This is a genomic window from Vibrio sp. HI00D65 (assembly GCF_001635455.1).
In the GTDB taxonomy this organism is placed as follows: domain Bacteria; phylum Pseudomonadota; class Gammaproteobacteria; order Enterobacterales; family Vibrionaceae; genus Vibrio.
In genome coordinates this window covers 1-279 of record NZ_LWEH01000206.1, presented here as the reverse complement: position 1 = coordinate 279, position 279 = coordinate 1, and the positions used below count along the sequence as shown (strand labels likewise).

1 protein-coding gene is annotated in these 279 nt (G+C 46.2%); it reads left to right on the top strand.

The annotated features are described in order from the left end of the window. Positions 1-279: TonB-dependent receptor plug domain-containing protein (locus tag A3712_RS15590; protein ID WP_157618777.1), on the top strand; the 279-nt coding region annotated here is incomplete at both ends.

Here is a 279-nt window from a genome sequence, read left to right as displayed (position 1 = left end):
ATTCGTTTTGCGCGAGCTGCAAAAGGTGGTGTCGATTTTAGCCAGTTACCAATTACATTCGTCGATCGTGTGGAATACGTTCGAGGAGCTCGTGCTGCTATGCATGGCTCAGAAGCGATCGGTGGTGTTATCAATATTATTACCGTTGCAAACTCTGACAATGAAAAAACGGCAGTAAGCGCTGGCTTGGGAAGCTTAGATTACGAAGAGCTGAGCTTTGTTAGTGGTACCAAGGTTGGTGAAAATGGTCACTTAAACGTATCGGTTGGCTACGACTCC